The following is a 23,455-nucleotide window of genomic DNA, read 5'->3' as shown; positions in this document are numbered from 1 at the left end:
GCAAGGCCCGAAGGTCCCCTGCTTTCCCCCGTAGGGCGTATGCGGTATTAGCAGTCGTTTCCAACTGTTATCCCCCACAAATGGGCAAATTCCCAGGCATTACTCACCCGTCCGCCGCTCGTCATCTTCAAAAGCAAGCTTTTGAAATGTTACCGCTCGACTTGCATGTGTTAGGCCTGCCGCCAGCGTTCAATCTGAGCCATGATCAAACTCTTCAATTAAAGTTTTGGTTGAACCCGAAGGTTCTGCTCAATGAATTCTGTTCGTATGAACACTCTTCATCGAGTTAAATCGTTTGTCGATTTCTCAATGCCTGTGAGTGTCCACACAGATTGCTTGATAGATTGTTAAAGAGCAGGACCGCGATGGAGCCCATCGGGTCAGGGCTGCGTATTCTACGCTTTCCCTTAAGTTCGTCAAGAAGTTTTTTATCACTATTTTGACGCCAACCTTGGATTATCTGGGAGTTAACTTCCATCGTCCCGGTCAGTGGATGCGCATTATAGGGAGGCCAGCCGATAGCGCAAGTGCTTTTTGACAGCTTCGGCGCCAAGCGTCCACCTTTTAACCGTAGCGGCTATTTACTGGTCTTTTCCCATTAAAAACTTGCTTTAAAGGCCCTGCTTATGTTGAAAAATGAGAGCAAAGGTCATTTTTTCGGCATCAGTCTGGTTTAAAGGTAAATAATTCATTACCATGGTTGCCGCTGTTAACAGTAATTTATCAATTCTTCTTCACAGAGAACATTTTTATGCAAAAGTCATTTTTGATTGTGCTGGGCATCGCCATTCTGGGCGCGCTTGCGATATACCAGCTCATGCCTCAACTGCCTGCATTTTTGGCCTTCCCTGTTGGCGCACTCCTTGCCGCTGCAGTTTATGCCTTCACATCCAGCCCAAGTCAGGTTCAAGCTAAAACACAAGAAGCTTACAATGGCCCAACCATGACTCTCTATGTAGGTAATCTGCCTTATAGAGCTCACGATACTGAAGTTAAGTCATTGTTTGAGGAATATGGCCCGGTGAATTCGGTTCGCTTGGTCAGAGATCGCAAGACCGGCAGACGTAAAGGATTTGGTTTTGTGGAAATGTCAGAGTCCGGCGCTCAAAAAGCGATGACCAAATTGAATGACTTCATCTTTCAGGAGCGCACCCTGAAAGTTCGTGAAGCTAAATCACAAGATTCAGATAAGCAGGAATAATAGTTCTATGTCATCACGCTGGTCGAGGCCTTGGCCGTTTGAGTAAAACCATACTCGGCCAGCGTTGATTTCAATCCTTCGGTAATTTTCTCACTGGTGTAAAAGGCCCACTCACTATCTGCTTGTTGTGAGGCAGTCGGCTCCTGCTGATATTGCAGCAGACTCTTTACCCGTTTCGCTATCGCCTCGCCGGAGTCCAATAGTTCAATATCATCACCCAGTATTTGTTGTAGCTCAGGCTTCAGCATAGGGAAGTGCGTACAACCAAGCACAAGCACATCCAGTTCACTGTAAATAACAGGTTGCAGTAACTTCTTTATTGCTGCGACATCTATAGCCAGCCCAGCTGCCTTGGCCTCCGCAAGCAGCACCAGTTCAGAACAGCCAAAGAGCTCTACCTGGCAATCACAGGCAAAGTGGTTGATCAACTCTTTGGTGTAAGCCCTTTTGACCGTGCCAGGTGTGGCCAACAAACCTATATGCTTGCGTTTGGAGATGGCTGCCGCCGGTTTAATAGCCGGGACAACACCTACAACCGGGATTGTTAGCTGAGCTCTCAACTCGGGAAGTACCAAGGTACTGGCTGTATTACAGGCAATGACCACTATCGCGGCATCTATCTGCTTGGCCATGGTCACAACCAAATCCACGCATCCGCTTATCAACTCGGCTTCCGCCAACTCGCCATAAGGCAAGCGCGCGTTATCAAACAGATAGCAATACTGTCTCTGTGGTAATAGCTTGCGGATCTCCCCAAGCACAGACAAGCCACCTATGCCTGAGTCAAAAACCAGTATGGGTCGCGACAAATTGAGCCTCTAAGCGATATACAAAGGGTGTCGTGGCTTGAAGCCACAACGGCGGATGAAACGCTATTTTTTCATAGCTTGGACAAAAGCACAAAGGTGCGAAACTGGACATCAGCGCCACGTAGTATAATATTTGCGCCCCGTTTGAAGCCAAGAGTGAATATTATGAATTTAGAAGCAATGGACCCAAGTCAATATGATGCGCAGCTGGAACAAAAGCGCCTCAAACTGGAACAGGCCTTTGCCCGCTTCACTCCACCGGCACTCGAAGTGTTTCCCTCAGCGCAGCAACACTACCGCATGAGAGCAGAATTTCGGGTTTGGCATGACGGGGAAGATCTCTACTACTATATGTTTGACCAACAGCAAAAAGCCAAGGTTCGTTGCGATCAGTTTCTGCCCGCCAGCGCTTTAATCAATCAGATGATGCCCGCATTGATGGCCGAGCTGCGCCCCAACAGCATACTGAGACACAAGCTGTTTCAAGTAGACTTCCTCTCTACTCTGTCTGGCGAGATTTTGGTGTCACTGCTGTATCACAAGCAGTTGGATGATAACTGGCTCGATGAAGCCAAGGCGTTGAAACAGAGACTCGGGAAAGCGTTCAAGGTCGACATCATAGGTCGAGCCCGCAAGCAAAAGTTTGTGTTGGACAGAGATTTCGTCATCGAACGTCTGCAAGTCAACCAGCAGGAATACATCTATAAACAAGTGGAAAACAGCTTCACCCAGCCCAATGCCCAAGTGGCAACCAAGATGTTGGAGTGGGCGATAGACTGTACCCGTCACAGTAGTGGCGATCTGCTTGAGCTTTATTGTGGCAACGGTAACTTCTCCATCGCCCTGGCACAAAACTTCAACAAGGTGCTGGCAACCGAGTTAGCTAAACCCTCGGTCGATTCCGCTCAATACAATATTGAGCAAAATGGCACAGAGAACCTGCAGATCATTCGTATGTCGGCCGAAGAGTTTACCCAGGCCATGACGGGGGAGCGTAGCTTCAGGCGTCTGGAAGGAATTGACCTCAAGAGTTACGACTGCAACACCATCTTTGTTGATCCACCGCGAGCCGGCCTAGATCCCGATACTGTCAATCTGGTGCAGGGCTATGAGTCCATCCTCTATATTTCCTGCAACCCGCAAACCCTGGCCGACAATCTCGAACAGTTGAGTCACACTCACGAGATCAAACGCTTTGCCCTGTTTGATCAGTTCCCTTATACCGACCACATGGAAGCGGGCGTATTGCTTTCCAGGAAAAGCCTATAGATTAGGATGAGACTGGTGTAGCAAGCCCAATAAGACACTAACCGATAGGATAAAAGACTCCAGAACCTGCAAAGCTACTAGCAAAACGGCTTTGCTGGCGCTGCATAAGCGTCACCTTCCAGTTCTCCTCTCCTTTTTAACTGCAGTTAAATAGGGGAGGACTACCAAAGCAACTCAAAGAGATGTGGGACAGCACAGATGAAGCTGACGCCTAGCTCAATGGAACCTCTGGCGGCAACAAGTCAGAAAGAGCGGTATCAGGCCGTTACTCCAATTTGGCCAGTGTCTTAAAAACCATCTTCATGGCATAGTTGCTTCTGCGGCTCATCCGTTACACACCTGCCAACTGGAAGGTATGAACAACAAATCAAACTACGGAAGCGAATGGGCTATGGCTACCGGGATACCGAATACTCCTTTCTGGAAGTCAGAGTGGCATTCCCCAGAGATCCGCGATGAACCAAACAAAAGGGCCCCGAAAGGCCCTTTTGTTTTGGCAAATGTTTATCAGCGGCTATCACGCTTTTGCTGCAACGCTTCTGCGCCCGTTGCCACCATTCGCAGCTGAGTCACCAGTCGGTCGGCCAGAATCTTGCGATCGGCACGTTTCATATCCAGGGCGGCGGCGCCGGCATTGAACACCAGAGTCACCAATGCCTCGGCCTGTGCCCTGGCCAACTCAGGGCTGCGGCCGGCGGTGTCCTCGGTGTAGTGTGCCAGTTCCGAGATAAAGTGTTCAATCTCCCGCGCCACAGCGGCACGAAAGGCGGCCGAGGTGCCCGAGCGTTCATGCAGCAGGATCCTGAATACGTTGGGGTTGGATTCCAGTACTTCCATAAAGGTGTCGACCGAGATGCGGATAACACTGCCGCCGGCTTCGGCGCGCTGACGTCCCTTACGCATCATCTGTCTCAGCGTCAGGCCACCTTCATCGACCATGGTCAGCCCCAGTTCATTCATATCCTTGAAATGACGGTAAAAAGAGGTTGGCGCTATATTGGCTTCCCTGGCCACTTCCCTAAGACTCAGGCTGGAAAAACTGCGCTCGGCACTCAGTTGATTGAATGCTGCATCCACCAAGGCGCGGCGGGTTTTCTCTTTCTGCTGTGCTCTGATACCCATCTTTATTCCATTCACTGGATCTGTTGCGCAAATAATACAGGCTTTACTCAATAATCACATCCTCGGCTGGTGTCACTGTGATTGTGCTCCAATAGCAACTTAGCGTACACTTGTTAGCTTAAAGCGTTTTGGAAGTCATCATAATGAAAAAACCTCCCCTCATCTGGACCAACCTGATCCTCTTCCTGCTGACGTTTGCCGGTGCCTGTATTCTGGTGCCTTGGCGAGGCATCAGCCATGGCTTTGAGCTCAGCGAGTGGCTCACCTTCGTACTGTTGGCCTTCGCCAGTGGTTTGTCTATCACCGCCGGTTACCATAGGCTGTGGTCACATAAGGCTTATAAGGCTCACCCGGCCGTGCGTTTCCTGTTTGCCTTGGGCGGTGCGCTGGCGTTGCAGAACAGTGCGTTGCATTGGGCTTCGGATCACCGTATCCATCACAAGCATGTGGATGACAATGACAAGGATCCCTACTCAGCGAACATGGGTTTCTGGTACAGCCATATTGGTTGGATGCTCAGGGAATATCAGGCACAACGTTATCACGACTATAACAACGTCAGAGATCTGCAAAACGATGCCATAGTCATGTGGCAGCATAAGCATTATCTGCTGCTGGCGCTATTGATGAATGTGGGCCTCCCCGCTCTGCTTGGTTGGTTGAACGGCGATATCCTGTCGATGTTGCTGCTGGCTGGGCTGCTCCGCTTGGTGGTAGTGCATCACTGCACCTTTTTTATCAACTCGTTGGCGCATATCTGGGGTAAGCAACCCTATACAGACCGTAACACCGCCCGAGACAACGGTGTGCTGGCACTGTTTACTTATGGTGAGGGTTACCATAACTTCCACCATATCTTTGAAAACGATTACCGCAATGGTATCCACTGGTGGCATTACGACCCCACCAAGTGGTTGATCCGTTTCCTGTCCTGGTTTGGCCTGACCAAAGACCTGCGCAAGAGCCCTCAGGAGCGCATCGAAGCCGCCAAACTGCAGATGCAACTCAAGCGCGCCCAGAATAAGGTGGCCCATCTGCCCAATTGCGAGGAAATCCTGGAAAAGCTGCAGGCAGAATACGAGGAATTGAAGAGCCACTTGCTGGCCTACTTTGAAGCCAAGAAGGCACTGCTTGAGGCCCGCAAGCAGCAGTTGGCGGATAAGCATCTGCTGTCTCAGGTGGCGGAAATGCGTTTACGTTTTCGCGCCCAACGAAAACAATGGCGCCAACTGCGAGCCAGCATAGCCTAAAACCTTGTCATAGCCTCCCAAGGCCTGGCGATCGGCTTAACAGAATTTACCTGAGTTGTGAAACGGTCGGCTTGTACTGCGGCCGTTTCTGTTTATGATCAGGGGTTATTTCAATCACTCAGGGACCCGGCTATGTCAAATCAGTCAGTAAAACTCACGGAATACAGCCACGGCGCAGGTTGCGGTTGCAAGATTTCTCCCAAAGTCCTCAGCACCATTTTGGCGTCTCAACTGCCGGACTTTAAAGATCCCCGCCTGTTGGTCGGCAACCAGAGCCGGGATGATGCGGCCGTGTATCAGTTGGATGATCACACGGGCATTATCAGCACCACAGACTTCTTTATGCCGATAGTCGATGACCCTTTCACTTTCGGCCGTATCGCAGCCACCAATGCCATCAGCGATATCTATGCCATGGGCGGCAAGCCTATTATGGCAATTGCCATTCTGGGCTGGCCGGTGAACAAGCTGTCACCCGAGATTGCCCAGCAGGTAGTGGATGGCGGACGCCAAGCCTGCATGGATGCCGGGATCATGCTGGCCGGAGGCCATAGCATAGACGCGCCTGAGCCTATTTTCGGCCTGGCAGTCACAGGCACAGTGGCGCTGGAGCACCTCAAGCAGAACGATACCGCCAAGGCAGGTGACAAACTCTATCTCACCAAGCCTCTGGGAATTGGCATACTGACCACGGCACAAAAGCAGAAGAAGCTGGCGCCACAGGATGTCAATATTGCCCCCGAAGCCATGTGCCAACTCAATAAGATAGGTGCCGAAGTCGCCAAGATAAGCGCGGTTCACGCCATGACAGACGTGACGGGCTTTGGTCTGGCAGGCCACCTGCTGGAAATGTGTCAGGGTTCCAACCTCAAGGCCAGCATAGATACCGCCAAACTGCCGTTGCTGGAAAAAGCCTCCGAGTATCTGGCTATGGGCTGTATCCCGGGCGGCACCCACAGAAACTTTGACAGCTACGGTGAGCATCTCCCCGAGGTTTCCGAGCAACAAAAAGCCTTACTGTGCGATCCGCAAACCAGCGGCGGCTTACTTATCGCTGTCGGCGCCGAGGGGGAGGCAGAACTGCAGCAACTGCTGACCAGCCAAGGGCTGGAGCTACACTGCATAGGTGCGCTAGACTGCCGCGACGACAGTCAGCAGTGGGTGGAGCTTATATGAGTCGACAGATAATCGCGCCTGCAGAGTACCGTGAGATCTTCCTATCCGATCGTCCCCTGGTCGATCTGCGGGCGCCGGTTGAGTTTGCCAAGGGTGCCTTTCCTGCCAGCACCAACCTGCCATTGATGAACGACAGCGAAAGGCAGAAGGTGGGCACCTGTTATAAAGAGCATGGACAGGCTGCCGCCATAGAGCTCGGCCATTCGCTGGTCAAAGGTAAGATCAAGGCCGCACGTATTCAAGCCTGGCTGGATTTCTTCAGCGCCCACCCTGGTGCCAACCTCTACTGTTTTCGGGGTGGTCTGAGATCTCAGCTGACCCAGCAATGGATCCGCGAGGCCGGTCTTGAAGTGCCCTATATTCAGGGCGGCTACAAGGCGATGCGCCAATACCTTATCGATACCATAGATAACACCCCGCAGCAGCAACAGCTGTTGATCCTCAGCGGTATTACCGGCTCTGGCAAGACAGAGTTTATTCTCAGTCGCAGCGAGTCAGTGGATCTTGAGGGCACTGCCAATCACAGAGGGTCGAGCTTTGGCAAAAATGTCACGCCACAGCCCAGTCAGATCAATTTTGAAAACAGCTTGGCTCGGGAACTGTTGCGGCATCAAGAGAGGCAAGAGTCCTGCCTGCTGCTGGAAGATGAAAGCTTCCTGATTGGCCGCCGCGCCATACCCAAAGTCTTCTTCAGTGCCATGCAACAGGCGCTGGTATTGGTGTTGGAAGAGCCACTGGAGGCCAGACTCCCTCGCCTTCTGGATGAGTATGTGCACAAGATGCAGCGAGGTTTTGAACAGCATTATGGCGCCGAAGAAGGCATGGCGGCGTTCGGCGCCTATCTGCGTCAGAGTGTCGAGGGCATACGTAAGCGCCTTGGGCACCAGCAAACTGATCAACTGTTGCAGTTGGTCGACTCAGGCTTGCAGACCCAGCTGCAGCGCAACACTACAGAGCAACATCTGGAGTGGATCTCACTGCTGCTGGAGAAGTATTACGATCCCATGTATCAGTACCAGCTGGAGAAAAAGGCCGAGCGGATCATCTTCCGCGGTGACCGTCAGGCCATTCATCAGTGGCTGGATGAGAGGCGGTCAAACCGCTCCGAATGAATTCAAAAGCAAGAGAGATTCAATCCGAAGAGCCCGGCAACTGCCGGGCTCTTTCGTTGACATTACCTCAGCTGTCGGGTTTGGCCAGCAGATCGGCTACCCGCTGCTGCAGTGAGTGACGGCTCTCTTCTGCGCCGGGTACCTGAGATGCGATATTGACCTTAAGCCTTGACCAGAAACGTCTCGGTCGGGTCGTCAGGGCATGTCCATCTTTGTGGCTAAAGAAAGATCCCCACAAACCTTTGAGCGCCATAGGCACCACAGGCACAGGATCCTTTGCCAGTATCTGTTCGATACCGGGCCGAAACTCATGCAACTCACCATCGGGAGACAACCTGCCCTCAGGGAAAATACACACCAACTCTTCGTTGGCCAGCGCCTGGTGGATACGCTCGAAGGCCCGGGTATAGGTATCAATGCACTTTTTCGGTGAGCAGATAGGGATCACCCCGGCGTGGCGGAACAGATACTTGAGCAAGGGCATTTCACTTATGCTCTTGTCCATCACAAAACGCACCGGACGAGTGGATGCTCCCAGCAGCACCAAGGCATCGACGTAACTGACATGGTTACACACCAGCACGGCGGCTCCCTGCTTGGGAATGTTTTCCCGGCCTTCCACCTTGAGACGATACAACAAGTGGCTCAGCAGGTAACTGATAAACCTCAGCGTAAACTCAGGCACCTGGCTATAGACATACAAAGCCACCACGGCGTTGAATATCGCCAACAGAGTAAATAACTGAGGAATCGATAGGCCGACCAGCTCCAGCAATATTATCGACAATATCGCCGAGCACACCATAAACAGGGCATTGACTATATTATTGGCGGCTATGGCCTGGGCACATTCACCGGGGGCCGAACGCGACTGAATAAAGGCATACAGAGGCACAATAAACAGGCCGCCACTGACCCCCACCATAAACAGTGCGAACATCAGCCTGAAGTGTTCACTGCGGCCGACAAACTCGGCTATGTCGTAGAGATATCCCGCCGGCAGTTGGCTATAGTCAGGAATGGCCCACAGCAGATCCAGGCCAAAGAAGGTTAACCCTGCTACCCCGAAAGGCAGCAACCCCAGCTCTACATGACCAAAGGAGAAGCGTTCGCAGACAAAGGAGCCGACCGCAATACCTATGGAAAACAGCGCCAACAGCAGCGACACCACAGTGGCGTCCGAGTGCAGCGAGCCTCTGGCAAAATTGGGGAACTGGGTCAGGTAGGTGGCACCCAAAAACCAGAACCAGCTGATCGCCAGAATCGCCATCCAGATTGACGGCGTTTGCCGTACCCGCTTGATACTGGCCAAAGTACCGGACAGGGGGGCAAAGCGTACCTTGTCTATCGGCAACGGCGCCGGCAGTGATGGAATCGCCCGGCTGGAGAGGAAACCGGCCAAGGCCAGCATACATACAGTTATCGCCGCCCACATCAGGCCGTTGTCACTGGTTACCAGCAGCCCGGCACTCAGGGTGCCTATCAAAATAGACAGGAAGGTGCCCATTTCCACCCAGGCATTACCGGTTACCAACTCATCCTCTCTAAGCGCCTGCGGCAGCAGCGAGTATTTTACCGGACCAAAGTAGGCCGATTGGGTGCCGGTAAGAAACAACAGCAGCAACATCAACAGATAGCTTTGCGCCATAATCGCCGCGGCGGCGCAGGACATGATGATAAGCTCCAGCAGCTTTAACCTGCGGATCATCAGCGCCTTGTCCATATTGTCTGCCACCATGCCCGCATGGGCGGAAAACAGAAAGAAAGGCAGGATGAAGATCCCCGCCGCCAGATTAACAAACAGATCGACACTCATCGGCAGGTTATCGACCTGGCTGTAGGTCACCAGCAACAGCAACACATTCTTGTAGATGTTGTCGTTGAGCGCCCCCAAACATTGAGTGGCAAAATAGGGTAAAAATCGTTTGCTCAGGAACATGCTCCCTCCTCCTGTTGCATTGCCGTCCACCACAAGTGCACCTGAAATGTCAGTAACTGCAACCAAGAAGCCTGACTGAAAAGCTTATCGTCCAGCGCCAGGCCGGTCAGCCCATGGATACTGCTCCAGAAGCTGCGACTGGCGAGTGCCAGCTTGGATGAGGACAAGTTTGGCAACAAGTCACCGAGTTGCTGCTCGAGTAAGCCTATCAGCTCGGCAATCAACTGTTGTTGCGATTCGGGCAGAGGTTCTTCCGGCCCCAGATGTAAGGCAAACACCAAGCGAAATGCCTGTGGTTGGATATGGGCAAACTCAGCATAGGCCTTACCTAACGCCAACAGCTGCTGCTCACCGGATGTGAATGTTTGTTGGCACACCAACTGCATTTGCTCAAGCAGACGCCCCAAGACCCTGGCGGATACACTCAAGAGCAGATAGTTATAGCTACCAAAGAGGTTGATTAGGGTACTGGGGGCATAGCCCACTTGGGAGGCGATCCGCCTAAGACTCAGGCTGGTATATTCCTCCTGCGTCAACAACTGTTCAACGGCATCCAGTGCCATGAGGCGGATCTCTTGATGACTGTGTTCCTTGCGTCTTGCCATAGTGTCCATTCCTGAGAAGAGATGGCAGCAGACTAACAGCCTCCAAAATAAAAAACAATGTTCACAATATGATATTTTTTAGACACCCGTGCTGAATACCATTAATTAACCTTGGAAAATATCTTCAAAAAAAGCTAACGAAAATCGGGCGATCAGCCTCTGGAGCACAAGAGCCCCAAGCGTATCAGGGCTCCGGCACGAAGGCGCACTGTGCAAAACAAGCAGGAAATGGATTCAAAGGTTTGGGAATATGGCTTTATATTGAATCGAAGGGCGTTTTCAACCACGGCCCAGGCGTGTTCACTCAAACCACAAGTGCCAGCGCCTATTGACCTTGCCAGCGCAGCAGCAACCTGTGCTCACCGACGCCAAAATAGTCGGCTTCCATCCCCAGGTTTTCAAACCCCATGCGGCTGTAGAGATGGCGGGCGGGATTATCCGGCGCTACCGTCAGTAACAGTTCATCGACACCATGGCGGCAGTCTTCCAGGCACGTACTGAGCAAGCTCTTGCCTATCCCTTGGCCCTGCTGCGCAGGAGACACCGCCAGTGACAGCAACCAGTGTCGCCCCGGCTGTTCAGCGCTCACCCGCAGCAGATAACCGGCCAGTTTCCCGTCGACAAAGGCCCCCAGAAAACCTGTGGGCCAGGCATCCAGTGCTTGACGGAAGAAGAAGTCCGGGTAGCAGTGCTCACCGAAGGTTGCCAACTCCAAGGCCAATACGGCATCCAGATCGGCTCTGGATATTGGTCTTATCTGCATCCGATTAATCTCCGGCCAGTATCTTGTCCCACTCGAGGTTAGGGGAGCCGACCACGATAAAGTTGGGGTTTTCCAGCGATTCGCGCTCGTTGTAGGTCAAGGGCTGCAGCTCGGTATCCATCAACTGGCCACCGGCTTCTTCTATGATAATCTGCGCCGCACCTGTGTCCCATTCACCCGTGGGGCCCACCCGCACATAGCAATCTGCCCTGCCCTCTGCAACCAGGCAGCTCTTGAGTGCCGCACCGCCGAGCACCACGAGTTCACAATGCTTGGGTTGGTTGAACAGCTTGAGCACAGACTGAGGGTCCTGACGCCGACTGACCGCCAGGCGCAACGAATTGTCCTGCTCTTTCGGCAACTGCTTACTGTGAATTCTCAGCTCTGCCTGGAGGGTACGTTTGTAAGCGCCAAGACCTGCTATGGCGTAGTAACATACTTCAGTCATGGGCACATAAACCACACCCATGATGGGGCGGTTATGCTCAACCAGGGCAATGATGACCGAGAAGTCGCCGCTGCCGGCGATGAACTCTCCGGTACCATCCAAGGGATCTACCAGCCAGTAGCGGCGCCACTGGCTACGCTCAGAGAGGGGAATATCGGCAGCTTCCTCGGACAAAACCGGGATCTCCGGGGTCAGCGCCTTTAAGCTGCTGCAGATAATCTCATGGGCCGCGATGTCGGCCGAAGTGACAGGGGTGTTGTCTTCCTTGGTTTCCTTGCGGAAACTGCCTTGTTGGTAGATCTGGCGAATTTTCTGTCCCGCTTCCGTTGCAATGACAATAACGTGATCTATCAACTCTTCTGGCTTCATAACTACTCCAAACGCCTTCCATCGGATAAGCAAAAGTCAGTGGCCGGGTGTGGCCAATTTTTTAGGGTGACTCAGTCAGTTTCAGCTGTTTCATCGCCAAAAACAAGGCGCTGACGCTGCGTCCTTCTGAAAAATCATTCATATCCAGCAGTTCTTGCCAACGCTCCAGGGGCCAAGGAACCAGTTCTATCGGTTCAGGCTCATCGCCTTCCAGGCGACTCTCGTAGAGATCTTCGGCCAGGAAAATCTGCATCTTACTGGCGAAATACCCGGGAGCCAGGCTTAACTCTTTCAGTTTAGTCAGTTTGCGGGCGCCATAGCCTATCTCTTCCTGCAATTCACGGTTGGCGGCTTCGGCGGCTGTCTCTCCCGGGTCGATCAGTCCCTTGGGGAATCCCAGCTCATAGTTATGGGTACCCGCGGCATACTCGCTGCCCAGCAGTAACCATTCACCATTGAGAACCGGCACCACCATCACGGCGCCGCGGCTGGCGCCTTTCATCCGTTCGTAGTGGCGTTCCTCTTGATTGGAGAAACGCAGATGTACCTGTTCTATTTGAAACAGACGACTGCGGGCAACAACTTCGGTGTGCAATATTTCCGGCTTCTTCTGCCGCTCTGTCATAGAGGCCTCTGACGCTGACAAACTGAAAATGTGACTCAGGCTACAATGTTATACCAATTCACACGAAATAACAGAGCCGCAGAGTTTGTCTGGGCGGTGGGAATTTTCAGATTAGCCGACTTGGATGCAAGCGCTGGCGGGTTACCGCAGGGGTTTTAAATGGGAAAGCTCAACTGAACAAACGGCAGCCGAGAGAAACCCGGCTGCCAGCCTCTTTAAAGGCCCGGGATCTTGCCGTTGTAATTGATAGGGAAATATCCCTGAGCATCTCGCTTGCCCAGAAATGGCAAAGCTTTTTTCAGATCTTCAGACTGAGCCTGAGTCTCACGAATGCGGGCCTTGACCTCAAGTTGTTCATTGGCCTTGAGTAGCAAGGTGCCGGCCACGCCTATGGCGTTTTTCTCTTCATCGGTCGCCAGTTGCACCTGACCGGCAACACACTGCAGGCCGAGTTCTATGTCTCCCAAAGGATACTGGCCAAACTGATTCCTGATGCCGACCCGGTTGAGAAAGACTTTGCCGCTGAGCGCCTCACACCAAGGCTGGCCCTGCACCAGAGTGTCCAGCAACACTGAGAGTTCACCGCTTACCTGAGTACTAAATGGCAGACGACTGCCGGCCATTAAAAACTCGGCCGGAGCTTCAAAACGCAGCTTCTCGGCGCTGATACCGCCGGTAGCCAAGGTGACTTGCCCCTTGGCATTGACGGCACTGGCGCGGCTGCCCAGTTGGAAATCCAGTTTGGCTCTGCCGGTCAGCAGCGCCCAGGGGCTGAGCTCCCAACTCAGTTGCTCCAACTGACGTTGCTGCAACTTAATCACATCGATACTGCCACTCCAGATGGTGCCGCTGACACCGCCAAGCTGCAAATTGGCCGGCAGCGGGGCCAGCGAAACCGCCAAGCGTGCAGGGAAGAGTGCCAGCATAAACACCAGGTAGATCAGCACACAGAGTATTATTTTACTAATCAGTTTCAAGACAACACCTTACGACTGAGACAACTGGATTCGTCTGACTTTCACCATGCCAGGGCTATCACCTTCGGCCAGATCCAGGCTATCCAGCGACAAGCCTTGTTTCTGTACCAGATCACCAAGATAGGAGATCAGGCTATCGAAGGGCACTTCATCCATCCAGATCTGGATCTGTTTACCCTGCGGTGCCATGCGGGTGATCTCCAGGTCATAGCTGGCGGCGCTCTGGGTCACCACAGTACTGAGACTCCCCTTGAGAGCCGGTCTATTACCGCTCTGTTTGATACCGGCAATCTTATTGGCCGTCTGTTTCACAAAGCTGAGCATCTGGGTCTGAGCATTGAGGCTATTCTGCGCCTTCTGCTCGGCATTACTTATCGGTGTCCAGATCCCCCAGTAAAGGATGCCAACAGCCACTATCACCGCCATGGCAGCGATCAGCTGTTGCTCCCTCTGTGCCAGTGATTCCCACCAGTTACGCAAATTTTCCATTTATTTGCTCCTTAGGGTCAGGGTACTGGTGACCGCATTTTCAGTACTGTTCATCGCCCCGCCCTCGAGACGGAATTTACGCCCGGCCAGCTCTTTAAACTGTTCTATCTGGGCATAGCTCTTGGCCGTCACCTGCATACGAATTTCACTGCGTCCGGCATCAAACCTCAGGCTGTTGGGCTTGAGATCCGGCACTTGTTTGAAGGCACCTTCGAGCCCATCCAGCATGGCAAAGAACTCACCACCCGAACCACTGCCCTGCAGGGTTCTGAGTTGAGATTCCAGCTGCGAGCGCAAGTTAACTATCCGCGAACTGCCGGGAACCACCTGACGATAAATACTTTCGCTCTGGGCCCTCAGTTCATCGGCCTCTGTCTGCATCTGATGTATGTTCAGCCCCTTGTTGACCAGACCAAGCAGCAGGGCAATGGCGGCGACGATAGCCACCCGCTTCCAAAGCAGCAGGTGCTTGCTGTATTCACGCTTGGGAACATAGGGGCCGGACAGCAGATTGATAGGCGACTTGTGTAGCCCCTTAGCCAACACCAGCATGGGCATCTCCAGTGGCATCTGCCGACACTCAAGCTCTGGCCATTGAAATTCGGTATAGCAGGCCAGACTCGGCGCCGTTTGCTGCTCTTCGAGCAACCCGGGCAGCAAGGGCTGCAGCCAGTCTTTGGGCATACTCATACCCATGCCTTCGCCGGTACGCAACAGCAGCTGATCTTCATAGGCCATCAGGGCCCAGTCACAGTCTTCCCGTTCCAGTGCCAGACAATCCGGCACCATTTTACGCACCTTGAGCCCGGCCTCATCCAACCAGGAGAGCCAGTTTTGCATCTGCTCATGAGCAACCACAGCCACACTCAGGCTCTCGCCATCGCGGGGACCAACCACAAAGTGCAGTTCATCAACATTTTGGGCCAGGGTGTCTTCAAGCAGGAAAGGCAGCGCCTTGAGAGCCTGGCGTTGCCCCTTCTCCGGCAGATTAACCGAAGTGAGCTGAAGGGCACTGGCCGGCACCAGTACGTCGACCGGGCGATTACCGGCTCGCTGCGCCAGAGTCTCCAGTGACCGCGCATCAGCCAGCTCTCCCGAGGCAATAATCTCCTGTTCCTGCTCAGACCATACGACCCAGGCGCAGGGCGAGCCCAGGTTTTTGCCTAAACGGATAAATAAGCGTTCACTCACTATTATTCTCCACAATCCCTGGCCTTGGTGGCTTAGGGGCTTGTCCTGTTATTCTTGTCCGCCATATTGCCGGGTCAACACTTCGAGCTGATTACCACCCACTATGTGCAGCATGCTCTCCAATCGGAACAGGGCATCATCCACCCTGGCCTTGGCCTCCAGTTTGAAAAACTTACTGTCGACCACGAAACTGGACTTAAGCTGATCATTCTTACTGGCAATAGTGGTCAGCGATCCCAGCGCCCAGAAATCTTCTATCTTGTCGAAGCCCCCCGCAGGGCGCTGGTTAATAATACTTTCGGCCTCGCCTACCGAGATTTGATTTTCCAGCATTCCCGCCAGCAGCGCTGCCTGCTCGACCTTGATGGTGTTGACGTTCAGCAACTGTCGGTCATTTCCCGGTATGGCGCAAACATAGGGCCTTAAAATGCGATAAGTCTCTTGGTTAAAGCCAAAAACGGCCCGTAACTCACTGCGGTGACTCATTAAGGTATTGGCCGCCCGATAAGGAACCACCCTTGCTTCATACTCGGCATCTTCGGCACCGAAGGGCGAGGCTATCGAGTCCTCGTCCAGATAATCTTTCAAGGTATGGGTCAGACGCTCGGCGCCGAACTCATCCATCCCCAAGGATTCCAACAATCCCTTGAACTGTCTGGCGGCCAGCGGCATCTTTTGCGGCTGACCATCTGCCGCCTCTTTGCTGCTGACACTCAAGGCATTGAGGTTAAAGCAGCTGCGAAGGTCGGAAATGGTGCCACCAATCTCGCCGTTCTCCGCCGGGAAAACCACATCCGCCATGGCCCAGTATTGCTGCAGATGCACCCGACCTTCCGAGTCATCCAAATCCTGCTTCAATACCTTACGCGCCAACTCTTCAGCCGAAATAGCGTACCAATAAGCCTGGTCATACTGCGCCAGATTCAAGGTTCTGCGCACCGACAACTGGTTGCGCCCGGAGATACTGGTAGCCAGCACGGCCACTATCGCCACTATCAGCAATACCACTATCAGGGCGACGCCTCTTTGCTTGCCTCCCATCAGAACTCCTCCTTGCCTTGGCCTGAGTTATTGCCGCCCTGGCCGTCGGAGTCCTGCTTGTCGTCGTTCTGATTGCCGTTGTTGTCACCCTTGTTGGTGTCGCCACCATTGTCGTCCTGTTTGTCGACCGCAGGTGCCCCAACAGGCAACAGGAATTTGCGGGTGATAATACCTCTGTCCTCTGTCTCTATCTCTATGGCGATCGCCTTGGGCAATTTGGTGGCCTCAACCTTGCGTTGCCACTTGTCCTCGACAAAAAACGCGTATTTGACCGATAACACCTTGTCCATCAATACGGTTTTAATCGGTTCGGCACCAAACTCCGGCTCGGGATAAGGGTAGTACCAACGCTCTAGCCGCCCCTCCTGCACTACATAGGCCACAGACTGCAGACTACCTCTTGGCAGCAAGCCACCCGGATTGAGCCACCCCAGGCGGAAAAACACCAGCGCCTCGGACTCAGAGTCCAGAATATCTGTACCGGTCTGAAACACTGTGCTGCCACGGCCGCCTTCCAACAGCCTGGGAGTACGGGCAACCATCTGCCCCAGATCCCGCTCCAACACCCCAAAGCCCTGCTGCAGGTACTTGAGCTGCTTTGAAAAGTCGCGGGTGACCTCGTCATTTTTCAGCACAGTTTGCAATACGGCGTTGGCCGCCAGGCCCAGCATGGCGAAGATCGCTATGGCGATCAGCATCTCCAGCAGGGTAAAACCGCTATTCCTGCTTGAGTACATACGAATTCACCTGAGCGATGATCCGCCCGAATCTGTCATCATCACTGACACTGATACGGATCATCCGAAAATTATCATCTGTGGTCTTGACCACTTCTTTGCGCCAATACCAGGTTTGGCCGGCCAGTTCACTGCGACCATCTTTACGGCCAAGGGCCGGAAAACCCTTTTCCAACCTGGCATCTACCATCTGGTTATCTGCTACCCACTGCGCCAGGGTGCGTTCTTCCAGTATCGGCATATTGGCAATCTGATCGCCTATGCTTTTGGTAATTGCCACGGCCGCAATAGCAAACACAGCCAAGGCGACTATGACTTCCAGCAGCGTCATCCCCTTTTGCCGGGCAGGTTTATTCAAAATCATCGAACCTCCCCAGTTTGAGGCGACCCAGGCTATCCCCGCTGACCAGTACCTCGACGGTTTCGCCTTGGCTATCACGGGCGATAAAGCTCAGCTCGAAAGCGGTCATCTCGCCACTTGGCAACAGCATGATCTGCGGCTCGGGAAATTTCTTTTTGTCCGCGTCCGATTCCTCAATAAAGGGCTCGTCGAACCAGGAGTCATGCTCTTCATCTTCCTGCACCAAAGGCAGGCCTTCGAGCTCGACCGACAGGCTGATGCCTTCCGGCAACTGCTTTTCGGCCAGCAGTCTGTCCTGTTCCAGCGGTTGCCATTTGTTCTCTTTAAACAGCACAAAGTGGTACTTATCCTTGTCCACCACTATGCCGATAAACTGACCACTGAGCACAGTTTCATCCAGCACTGTCTCGGTAGCCGCCATAAACCTCTGCGCCTCACGGGTTAACTGCTGCTTGGGGCCACTGTTACCCATGGTCATGGTCACAGCCGTAGCTGCCAGCCCCATCAGCAGCACCACCAACATCACTTCCAGCAGGGTAAAACCCCGTGAGTGCCTGATTTGCATCTTATTGGAAGTCTTGCAGATTCCAGTTGCCTATGTCGTCTTCTGTGCCGGGTTGGCCATCAGGGCCTGAGCTGAAGACGTCGATCTTGCCGTGTTCGCCCGGGCTCATCAGCAGATAAGGGTTGCCCCAGGGATCCATAGGCAAGCGCTTAACGTAACCGCCGTCACGATAGTTGCGTGGCTCAGGAGAAATGTTGGGCTTCTCGACCAGAGCTTCCAGCCCCTGTTCGGTTGTGGGGTACACGCTGTTGTCCAGCTTGTACATATCCAGCTGGTTTTCCAGTGCGACTATGTCAGACACCGCCTTTTGCTGGTCGGCCTTGTCCTTGTTACCCATCAGATTGGGCACCACCATGGAGGCCAGGATCCCCAGGATCACTATCACTACCATCACTTCCAGCAGGGTAAAACCTTTCTGTCTGTTGTTGCTTTGCATTAACTTACTTCCTCCTAAAAAACCTCAAATGGCTGCGGTGAAATGAGACTCAGCCACTAATCATATTGTTGAGCGCCAATATCGGTTGCAAAATCGCCAGAACAATAAACAACACTATCCCGGCCATACTCACCACCAACATGGGTTCAAACACCCCCAAGGCGATATTGACGTTGGACTCGAACTCCCTGTCCTGGTTATCTGCGGCGCGCTCAAGCATCTGCTCCAGCTCACCACTCTTCTCGCCCGAGGCTATCATATACAACATCATGGGCGGGAACAGCTTGGTATTAGTCAGTGCCGCCCCCAGACTGGTTCCCTCACGCACTCTGGCCGTGGCCTCTTCCACCGCCTGACGCACCCGCACATTCAACAAGACCTCACTGGCAATCCGCATGCCATCGAGCAGCGGCACTGAACTGGCACTGAGGATACTCAAGGTTCGGGCAAAGCGTGACGTATTCAGCCCCTTGCTGACCTTGCCCACCACAGGCAAACGCAGCAACAGCTTGTGATACTTGAGTTTGAAGGCGGGCTTGGTAAGCATCTTCTGAAACAGCAGCGCCAGCAATACTATGGCCCCAAGGACGAACAAGCCGTAATGTTGAACAAAGTCAGAAGCGGCGATCAAAAACTGAGTGGTACCGGGTAACTCCTGGCCCATATGTTCAAATTGGCCAACCACCTTGGGCACCACGGCCGCCAGCAGCACGGCGATAACGCCGATAGCCACTGTGGTCAGCACTATGGGGTAGATCATCGCCTGGGTCAGCTTGGTCTTGAGTTGTTGGCGCCGCTCCGTGTAGTCCGCCAGGCGATTGAGTACGATTTCCAGATGGCCGGACTTTTCTCCCGAGGCCACCATGGCGCGGTAGAGATCATCAAATACATGGGGAAACTCGGCCATGGAGTCGGCCAGAGAATAGCCTTCCACCACTCGCGAGCGTACCGCCATCACCATGGAGGCGAGACGGTCTTTTTCGCACTGTTGGCCTACGGCCTTGAGGGCCTCTTCCACCGGCAAACCAGCGGCGACCAGAGTCGCTATCTGGCGGGTGATCAGCGCCAATTCGGCCACGGAGATCTTCTTGCGCCGGGCCAACCAGCTGCCACTGCTGGCCTTGGCTTCCTTTTCGGTAACCGGGGCGATATCCAACGGCATCAGCTTCTGCTCACGCAGCTGACTGCGGGCCTGTCTGGCGGTATCGGCTTCGATAACCCCTTTGACCTGCTTACCGGCTTGATTGAGCGCCTTGTACTCGAATGCCGCCATGAATTACTCCTCGCGGGTCACGCGCAGCACTTCTTCCAGGGTAGTGATCCCCGCCAGCACCTTGACCATGCCGTCATGGCGAATGCTGGGGCTGTGCTGACGAATATATTTTTCAATCGCCAGTTCGCCACGGCCGCCGTGAATGAGTTCGCGGACGTTGTCGTCCACCAGCAGCAGTTCATGGATCCCGGTACGACCACGATAGCCGTTATGGCCACAGCTCTTGCAGCCCTTGGCGCGATAGATCACCGCTTCCTCATCGCCTATGCCCAGGAGTTCACGTTCGCGGGCATCCGGGGCATGGGCTTCCTTACATTCGTTGCATAGAGTTCGCACCAGGCGCTGGGCCAACACCCCCAGCAGACTGGAAGACACCAGGAAAGGCTCAACGCCCATGTCCTGCAAACGGGTAATGGCGCCGGAAGCCGTGTTGGTGTGCAAGGTAGAGATCACCAGGTGGCCTGTGAGTGAGGCCTGCACCGCAATCTGGGCTGTTTCCAGGTCACGGATTTCCCCTATCATCACCACATCAGGATCCTGACGCAGAATGGCCCGCAATCCGCGGGCAAAGGTCATGTCCACCTTGGTGTTGACCTGGGTCTGGCCTATGCCTTCCAGTTCGTATTCTATCGGGTCTTCAACTGTGAGTATGTTGATGTCGTTGTGATTGATTTCGGTTAGACCGGCATAGAGGGTAGTACTCTTGCCCGAACCCGTAGGGCCGGTAACCAGAATAATGCCGTGAGGTTTACGGATCAGCTCATCAAACTGGCGGCGGATGCTGTCTTTCATCCCCAGCTGTGCCAAGTCCAGATTACCGGCGTTCTTGTCCAGCAGACGCAGTACGACCCGCTCGCCGTGGCTCGATGGCATGGTCGATACCCGCACATCCACGGCGCGGCCACCGATACGCAGTGAGATCCGGCCATCCTGCGGCACCCGCTTCTCGGCGATATCCAAACGGGCCATGACCTTGATCCGCGATACCAGGAGTGAGGAAAGCTTTCGGTTCGGCTTGAGCACTTCCTTGAGCACGCCATCGACCCGGAAACGCACCACCAGCTGCTTCTCGTAGGTTTCAATATGAATATCCGAAGCCTCTTCTTTGATGGCTTCAGACAATAAGGCGTTGATCAGCTTGATGATAGGTGCATCATCTTCCCCTTCCAGCAGATCTTCGGTCTGCGGCATCTCTTCTGCCAGGGTAAAGAGATCCATCTCATTGCCTATGTCTTCCATCAGCTGCTGCGCCTCGGAAGAGTTACTCTGATAGGCTTGGGTCAGGTAGCGCTCAAACTCATTGGCTTCCAGTTTGTGCAGCGGTAACTCCTGACCGGCATAACGACGCACCTCAAACAGCACAGACAAAGGTGTTGCCTGGGTGTAATACAGAGTCAGCCGTTCATCTTGGTCTTTGCTGAGCACTAGGTTGTATCTGTGGGCAAAGGCAAACGGCAGCCGCTCACGGCTGTTTGAATGAAACAGTTCGTCACTCTCGGCCTCGGCGACCAGCGCCAGCTCACTGGAAACCTGAGCCAGCTCTTCTGTTGGCGGCTGGACTTCACTCATCGGCTTCGCCCTGTTTGTTCTCATCCAATGTCTTCAGGGTGGAGTCCGTCTTGCGCATCTTGGTATCCAGCCCCTTACCTTGCTTATAGCGCTCGAGGATCTCATTGACCTCGGGTGGCAGATACTCTTCCTGGCTCCATTCTTCCAACATAGGCACATTGGTGTTTGGCATCAGGTTAATGCCGCGCTTCTGCTGCTCGAGCTGCAAGGCACGGAAGTAGTTGTACTTACGGCCGGCAATGCCTTCCATGGTGACACCGTCACGGATAATGGTCGGCTTGATAAACACCATCAGGTTCTTTTTCTTCTTGCCGCTGCTGGACGATTTGAACAGGTGTCCCAAAATTGGAATATCACCCAGGAAAGGCACTTTCTGTACGCTCTCCTGCACCTCTTCATTGATCAGTCCACCCAGCACCACGATTTGGCCCGAGTCGGCCATCACAGTAGTGGTCAGGCGGCGGGTGGCAAAGGTCACGTCCACATTGGTCTTGCCGTTGATGCCGGACACTTCCTGCTCAATGGTGAGCTTAACCGCGTTGCCTTCGTTGATCTGTGGCACCACCTTGAGCTTGACCCCGACTTCCTTACGTTCAACGGTTTGGAACGGGTTACTGTTGCCATTGGTAGAATTTTGCGCACCTGTGAGGATAGGTACTTCGTCACCGACAATGAAGGAGGCTTCCTGGTTATCCAGGGTGGTAATAGAAGGCGTCGCCAACACGTTGGAGTTGGTATCGCTGGACACAGCCTGCACCAGAGCGCCAAAGTCGCCCATGGTCACGCCCCAGGCCATACCGTTCACCTTACCGAGTGCCTGAGCCAACAGGGTGATATCACCCTTGGTGTCAGGGTTGTCAGTACAGGTCATGTTATCACCCGAACCGGTACAGGTCTGGGAAGCCTTCTGATCCTGCGCCGCCCAGATACCCGCACCAATTTCACCTATGGTGGGGCCAAGGTTATTGAATTGAGTACCACCACCGGCCTCGGTGGCCCACTGAATGCCGAAGCCAACGTCATCCCCTTCGGCCACCTCGACTATGATGGCTTCCACCAGTACCTGGGCGCGGCGGATATCCAACTGGTTGATCACACTCTCAAGGGTGCGCATCTGATCCGGCTCGGCGCTGATCACCAAAGCATTGGTGTCTTCATGGGCCATGATATTGATTTCGTTGCGGCGTTTGCCTCCGGCGCTGCCGGGGGCTGGTGCGGCACCATCTTTACCTTCCAGTTTTTGGGCAAAGCCGGTCAGCACCTCCACCAGGTCTTCGGCCTTGGCATAACGCAGATAACGCACCTTGGTGTTACCCGTGCTGGCCTGCTCGGCGTCGAGACGATGAATAAGTTCCACCACCCGCTGACGGCTGCGTTCATCGCCACTGACCACCACGGCGTTGATACGCTCGTCGGCCACCACTTTGGGCGCCTGGCCCGGCAGTTGTGCCTGGTTGGCACTGGCGCGATAGAGGGTATCTATAATACGTACCATTTCACCGGCAGAGGCGTATTCCAAAGGCACCACCTGCACTTCGGTGTCACCCTGTTTGTCCACCCGGCGTACAATCTCCACCAGCTTGTTGACCACATTGGCGCGGCCGGTGATCATCAAAACGTTGGAAGGATCATAGTTGACCACGTTGCCGCCACCGGCGTTGTCATTGAGCTGACGCAGCAAAGGCGCCAGCTGTTTGGCTTCTGTGTTGTACAGCGCAACAATGCGGGTCACCATCTCATCGCCAAGTCCCGGGGTATTGTCATCGGCAACCCGAATGGAAGAGGTCTTGGCGTCTTTGTCTTTAATTACCTTGATGACATTGTTTTCCAGCTCGACCACGGCATAACCGTAGACCTGCAACACGTTGAGGAAGAACTGGTAATACTGCTCATCGTTGAGCATGTCATAGCTGCGGACATTGATTTTGCCGCGAATAGTAGGATCGACAATGATGGTCTTATTGAGGTTCTTACCAACTATATTGATAAACTCCTGAATATCAGTGCCTTTAAAGTTCGCCGCATATTGCTCAGACCAAGCGCTTTGTTGGGTCAGCAAGGCCGCTGTGGCTACCAGACCAGCGATAAGCTTGGTTCGAATCCGTTTGTTGTTCATTATTGTACTTTC

The 23,455-nt window shown here is 53.7% G+C and carries 23 protein-coding genes, 1 rRNA gene and 1 pseudogene; 6 read left to right on the top strand and 19 right to left on the bottom strand.

From position 1 onward, the window contains the following. Positions 1 to 221 (bottom strand): 16S ribosomal RNA (locus tag N512_RS0112920); the annotation flags it as partial. A 530-nt stretch (positions 222 to 751) separates the two neighbouring features. Here N512_RS0112920 and N512_RS0112915 point away from each other — a divergent pair. Next, a complete protein-coding gene (locus N512_RS0112915) occupies positions 752 to 1,201 on the top strand; it encodes an RNA recognition motif domain-containing protein (RefSeq protein WP_025010662.1) in 450 nt (149 codons plus the stop codon). Between the two features lie 5 nt (positions 1,202 to 1,206). On the opposite strand, the gene murI is transcribed toward N512_RS0112915, so the two are convergent. Then, positions 1,207 to 2,010, bottom strand: a complete 804-nt coding sequence (murI, locus tag N512_RS0112910) for a glutamate racemase (protein WP_028780601.1) — start codon at positions 2,008 to 2,010, stop codon at positions 1,207 to 1,209. A gap of 165 nt (positions 2,011 to 2,175) precedes the next feature. Here murI and trmA point away from each other — a divergent pair, with 165 nt between their 5' ends. Then, the gene (trmA, locus tag N512_RS0112905) at positions 2,176 to 3,279 is read left to right on the top strand and encodes a tRNA (uridine(54)-C5)-methyltransferase TrmA (protein ID WP_028780600.1); all 1,104 of its coding nucleotides are present in this window, start codon (positions 2,176 to 2,178) and stop codon (positions 3,277 to 3,279) included. Between the two features lie 229 nt (positions 3,280 to 3,508). Continuing rightward, positions 3,509 to 3,847: pseudogene (locus N512_RS24830) on the top strand (transposase); the annotation flags it as partial. On the opposite strand, the gene fabR reads toward N512_RS24830, so the two are convergent. Next, positions 3,787 to 4,401 carry an HTH-type transcriptional repressor FabR gene (gene fabR, locus N512_RS0112900; protein WP_025010659.1) on the bottom strand — a complete coding sequence of 205 codons (615 nt, stop codon included), beginning with the start codon at positions 4,399 to 4,401 and terminating at the stop codon, positions 3,787 to 3,789. The pseudogene N512_RS24830 and the gene fabR overlap by 61 nt on opposite strands. Before the next feature lie 143 nt (positions 4,402 to 4,544). On the opposite strand from fabR, the gene N512_RS0112895 reads away from it, so the two are divergent. The 3 genes from N512_RS0112895 to mnmH all read left to right on the top strand — a co-directional run bounded on the left by N512_RS0112895 (position 4,545) and on the right by mnmH (position 7,939). Continuing rightward, positions 4,545 to 5,651 (top strand): acyl-CoA desaturase, encoded by a 1,107-nt coding sequence (locus N512_RS0112895; protein ID WP_025889498.1) that lies wholly within the window; start codon positions 4,545 to 4,547, stop codon positions 5,649 to 5,651. Positions 5,652 to 5,783: 132 nt separating this feature from the next. After that, positions 5,784 to 6,827 (top strand): selenide, water dikinase SelD, encoded by a 1,044-nt coding sequence (gene selD, locus N512_RS0112890; protein WP_028780599.1) that lies wholly within the window; start codon positions 5,784 to 5,786, stop codon positions 6,825 to 6,827. Continuing rightward, positions 6,824 to 7,939 carry a tRNA 2-selenouridine(34) synthase MnmH gene (gene mnmH / locus N512_RS0112885; RefSeq protein ID WP_028780598.1) on the top strand — a complete coding sequence of 372 codons (1,116 nt, stop codon included), beginning with the start codon at positions 6,824 to 6,826 and terminating at the stop codon, positions 7,937 to 7,939. Before selD ends, mnmH begins: the two co-directional genes overlap by 4 nt. Positions 7,940 to 8,006: 67 nt before the next feature. Here the strand turns inward: mnmH and N512_RS0112880 are convergent, their stop codons facing one another. The 16 genes from N512_RS0112880 to gspD form a co-directional block, all read right to left on the bottom strand. After that, positions 8,007 to 9,878 (bottom strand): MFS transporter, encoded by a 1,872-nt coding sequence (locus N512_RS0112880; RefSeq protein ID WP_028780597.1) that lies wholly within the window; start codon positions 9,876 to 9,878, stop codon positions 8,007 to 8,009. Beyond that, complete coding sequence (locus tag N512_RS0112875) at positions 9,869 to 10,483, bottom strand: TetR/AcrR family transcriptional regulator (RefSeq protein WP_028780596.1); 615 nt, start codon at positions 10,481 to 10,483, stop codon at positions 9,869 to 9,871. The genes N512_RS0112880 and N512_RS0112875 overlap by 10 nt, the downstream gene beginning before the upstream one ends. A gap of 325 nt (positions 10,484 to 10,808) precedes the next feature. After that, complete coding sequence (locus tag N512_RS0112870; protein WP_028780595.1) at positions 10,809 to 11,246, bottom strand: GNAT family N-acetyltransferase; 438 nt, start codon at positions 11,244 to 11,246, stop codon at positions 10,809 to 10,811. Between the two features lie 4 nt (positions 11,247 to 11,250). Beyond that, on the bottom strand, positions 11,251 to 12,063 hold the full coding sequence (cysQ, locus tag N512_RS0112865; protein ID WP_025889493.1) for a 3'(2'),5'-bisphosphate nucleotidase CysQ: 813 nt from the start codon (positions 12,061 to 12,063) through the stop codon (positions 11,251 to 11,253). Between the two features lie 61 nt (positions 12,064 to 12,124). Beyond that, positions 12,125 to 12,688 carry an ADP compounds hydrolase NudE gene (gene nudE, locus N512_RS0112860; RefSeq protein WP_025010652.1) on the bottom strand — a complete coding sequence of 188 codons (564 nt, stop codon included), beginning with the start codon at positions 12,686 to 12,688 and terminating at the stop codon, positions 12,125 to 12,127. Between the two features lie 215 nt (positions 12,689 to 12,903). Further along, positions 12,904 to 13,665 (bottom strand): type II secretion system protein N, encoded by a 762-nt coding sequence (locus N512_RS0112855; protein ID WP_028780594.1) that lies wholly within the window; start codon positions 13,663 to 13,665, stop codon positions 12,904 to 12,906. A 9-nt stretch (positions 13,666 to 13,674) separates the two neighbouring features. Beyond that, a complete protein-coding gene (locus N512_RS0112850; protein WP_028780593.1) occupies positions 13,675 to 14,154 on the bottom strand; it encodes a type II secretion system protein M in 480 nt (159 codons plus the stop codon). Further along, the gene (gene gspL / locus N512_RS0112845) at positions 14,155 to 15,345 is read right to left on the bottom strand and encodes a type II secretion system protein GspL (protein WP_028780592.1); all 1,191 of its coding nucleotides are present in this window, start codon (positions 15,343 to 15,345) and stop codon (positions 14,155 to 14,157) included. A gap of 48 nt (positions 15,346 to 15,393) precedes the next feature. Further along, positions 15,394 to 16,386, bottom strand: a complete 993-nt coding sequence (gene gspK, locus N512_RS0112840) for a type II secretion system minor pseudopilin GspK (protein ID WP_028780591.1) — start codon at positions 16,384 to 16,386, stop codon at positions 15,394 to 15,396. Next, a complete protein-coding gene (gene gspJ / locus N512_RS0112835; RefSeq protein ID WP_028780590.1) occupies positions 16,386 to 17,123 on the bottom strand; it encodes a type II secretion system minor pseudopilin GspJ in 738 nt (245 codons plus the stop codon). The genes gspK and gspJ overlap by 1 nt, the downstream gene beginning before the upstream one ends. After that, the gene (gene gspI, locus N512_RS0112830) at positions 17,104 to 17,487 is read right to left on the bottom strand and encodes a type II secretion system minor pseudopilin GspI (RefSeq protein ID WP_037467875.1); all 384 of its coding nucleotides are present in this window, start codon (positions 17,485 to 17,487) and stop codon (positions 17,104 to 17,106) included. Before gspI ends, gspJ begins: the two co-directional genes overlap by 20 nt. Further along, positions 17,474 to 18,049 (bottom strand): type II secretion system minor pseudopilin GspH, encoded by a 576-nt coding sequence (gene gspH / locus N512_RS0112825; RefSeq protein WP_051472800.1) that lies wholly within the window; start codon positions 18,047 to 18,049, stop codon positions 17,474 to 17,476. Before gspH ends, gspI begins: the two co-directional genes overlap by 14 nt. A gap of 1 nt (position 18,050) precedes the next feature. Beyond that, positions 18,051 to 18,485, bottom strand: coding sequence for a type II secretion system major pseudopilin GspG (gspG, locus tag N512_RS0112820; protein WP_025010647.1), 435 nt, complete (start codon positions 18,483 to 18,485; stop codon positions 18,051 to 18,053). 49 nt (positions 18,486 to 18,534) lie between these two features. Next, on the bottom strand, positions 18,535 to 19,758 hold the full coding sequence (gene gspF, locus N512_RS0112815) for a type II secretion system inner membrane protein GspF (RefSeq protein ID WP_028780588.1): 1,224 nt from the start codon (positions 19,756 to 19,758) through the stop codon (positions 18,535 to 18,537). 3 nt (positions 19,759 to 19,761) lie between these two features. Next, positions 19,762 to 21,327 (bottom strand): type II secretion system ATPase GspE, encoded by a 1,566-nt coding sequence (gspE, locus tag N512_RS0112810; protein WP_025889487.1) that lies wholly within the window; start codon positions 21,325 to 21,327, stop codon positions 19,762 to 19,764. Further along, positions 21,320 to 23,443, bottom strand: coding sequence for a type II secretion system secretin GspD (gspD, locus tag N512_RS0112805; RefSeq protein WP_028780587.1), 2,124 nt, complete (start codon positions 23,441 to 23,443; stop codon positions 21,320 to 21,322). The genes gspE and gspD overlap by 8 nt, the downstream gene beginning before the upstream one ends. Positions 23,444 to 23,455 lie beyond the last annotated feature (12 nt).

Source organism: Shewanella sp. 38A_GOM-205m, assembly GCF_000518445.1.
Lineage (GTDB): Bacteria > Pseudomonadota > Gammaproteobacteria > Enterobacterales > Shewanellaceae > Shewanella > Shewanella algae.
The sequence above is the reverse complement of the archived record's forward strand: the minus strand, read 5'-3'. Positions and strand labels throughout refer to the sequence as shown.